We start from the raw sequence: 2,249 nt of genomic DNA, 5'->3' as shown, positions 1-2,249 counted from the left end.
TCTTCTCTATCAGCGCATTTTTACTGTTTTGCCTAACACTCGCCCTATCGCCTAAAGAGAAGAGCTCAGATTTATGATATAGTTTTTTTGAAAAACTCATAACATTTGCAATGGTGATAAGATTATAGAACATTCGCACCGTTAGAGACTATCAACAAACCTTATTCTAGCTTTTATCATTTTTATGAAAGCGCGCTGAATGGAAAAGATTCTTAAGCTCTAAAATTTAATACCTCTAATAACAGCGGTGTTTGTAATCTTATAATTCCCATCCGCCCCATTGTTTTGTTATGTTGAAGTTGTACAGGCATCACCAGTCTTTTTACATAGTTTTTCGAGTGTTTTATTTCTCCTACATTTTCTTCTAGGCTCTAATCCTCCTTTAAGCAAAATAAGCTGTTTTTTGTCTATTTTATCCCTTACAGTAAAGATTTCTTATCAGTGATCTTCGCTATAAACTCACCTGCATTGTGCGCTGTTTATACCGCCATTGTCTTAGTGCAAAAAATCTCTTTGAGGACCTCAAACATGTTGATGACGCAAAACCATTCATAAATCTATTAACCTATCTTTTAACTCTTGGTCTTATTCAAAACACCAAAGAGGGATTTCAAGCGGAAAGGACACTCAAAGCGCTAGAAGATAAAAATTCTGCAAAAAATTATACAAGCCTTTCAAAGGAAAAATCTATCTTTCACAGCGTAGAATTTTTTTCTAATGGAAAGATTATTTGAGAAGCTCTCTGTTAAGAGAGAAGTTTTAATATCCAAAACCCGACATAAAACACTTTTAGCGATTTGTTTCTTTTTCCTGATAGGATTAAGCAGCCAAGAAGCATCTTTCCTCTTATGTCCGTGGACTTAAGCGTTACAAATTGTGCAGTTTCTTATCTTTTTTAAAATATTTTAGTATTCGCTGCGCTTTATTGCACCTTTTCCAATTTTTCCACAAGATGGAGTGGTTGTACAAAATGTAAAGAAGAAACAAAGAGCTCATGGAGGTAAGAGAGCCTTCTTAGCGTTAGAGTTTTATTCTCTTTAAGCGACATGATGCTATTTTTGTGCCCCATAAGATGGATTTTATTGCTTTTAGTTTTTGCATCAAAGATTTTTAGTCAGTGATCTTATTTATAACCAACGATGCGGTTGACGTATATCAAAGAGCAGAAGCAAAATTCGAGAATGCGATAACAGCACTTGAAGAACAGACAGAAACACTCTCTGACAATCTTGAGGCAGCTTGTAAAGAGAGCAAGAAACACCGCCGCAAAAGCCACAAAAACAGCCTCAAACATGGTTTTTTGGAGATTTTTAGGCCGCCTGATTGGCGCAGTGATTTGCAATGTTTTGGCTATGATGGTTATGAAGCCGTAAGGATTTTTTCACTCTTTAGAATCTTTACTCTCTAATAGAAACATTTTTAAAAAGCTGTACAGAGATTGTGCAGCTTTGGTAGGAAACAGTTTTCCAAGAAGCTCCAACATTTTGATCAGAAGAAACAGTATCCCCATTAGGTGTATTGACGCACTACACATCTTTCTTCATGGTAAAGCATCCCTAAAGAAGACATGCAGTTAAGGAAGAATTTTGCGCTTCATCGTTCCACTTCTTTTCAAGCAATTTTTCTTTAGAGAGAATTCTGTTCAGTGGCATACCCTAAAGCGCCCTTAGATTTGTTTCCCGTTCTCCTGTTTGTCCAAGGATATGTGGATTGAGTCAAAGAAGAGGAATTTTTGTATGATTTAGCGTTTGCAGAAAGCTTGCGTTTCCCCACTGCTGTTTCGTTGCATTGACCTAATGATCTATTGAATGTTGCGCATAAGGATTGGATTTCTTCAAAATTTTCACAGATCTATGCGACGCGCGTTATTATCTTTTGCAAGCACGTGCATTATTTTTGCATTTACGCATTATTCAGCTTGTTTCCGCTGAATGGAGGAAGAGTTATGGGAATGAGAGGTAAAGAGTGTTGATGTTTATCTTTGGTTGCGGGGGCAGGATTTGAACCTGCGGCCTTCAGGTTATGAGCCTGACGAGCTACCGGGCTGCTCCACCCCGCGATAAGGCCTTGCGATTATTTTTACACTGACTGCTAGAGTACAGTCTATTTTATTGAAATTTCTGAGAGAATATTTTTATGCATTTGGCAGACCTGGCAGCGACTTACTCTCCCGTGCCTTAAGGCAAAGTACCATCAGCGCTGGAGCGTTTCACGGCCGAGTTCGGGATGGGATCGGGTGCGTTCACTCC

At 38.3% G+C, this 2,249-nt stretch carries 1 protein-coding gene, 1 tRNA gene and 1 rRNA gene; 1 reads left to right on the top strand and 2 read right to left on the bottom strand.

Annotation, left to right across the window (positions count from 1 at the left end):
• The first annotated feature begins 1,117 nt into the window (after window positions 1–1,117).
• Window positions 1,118–1,408 (top strand): hypothetical protein, encoded by a 291-nt coding sequence (locus tag FS875_RS09695; RefSeq protein ID WP_246067904.1) that lies wholly within the window; start codon window positions 1,118–1,120, stop codon window positions 1,406–1,408.
• Window positions 1,409–1,982: 574 nt separating this feature from the next.
• Here FS875_RS09695 and FS875_RS09690 read toward each other — a convergent pair.
• Both FS875_RS09690 and rrf read right to left on the bottom strand, forming a co-directional pair.
• A tRNA-Met gene (locus FS875_RS09690) sits at window positions 1,983–2,059 on the bottom strand.
• A 90-nt stretch (window positions 2,060–2,149) separates the two neighbouring features.
• Window positions 2,150–2,249, bottom strand: a 5S ribosomal RNA gene (gene rrf, locus FS875_RS09685); the annotation flags it as partial.

This window comes from Bartonella saheliensis (assembly GCF_902162175.1).
The sequence above is the reverse complement of the archived record's forward strand: the minus strand, read 5'-3'. Positions and strand labels throughout refer to the sequence as shown.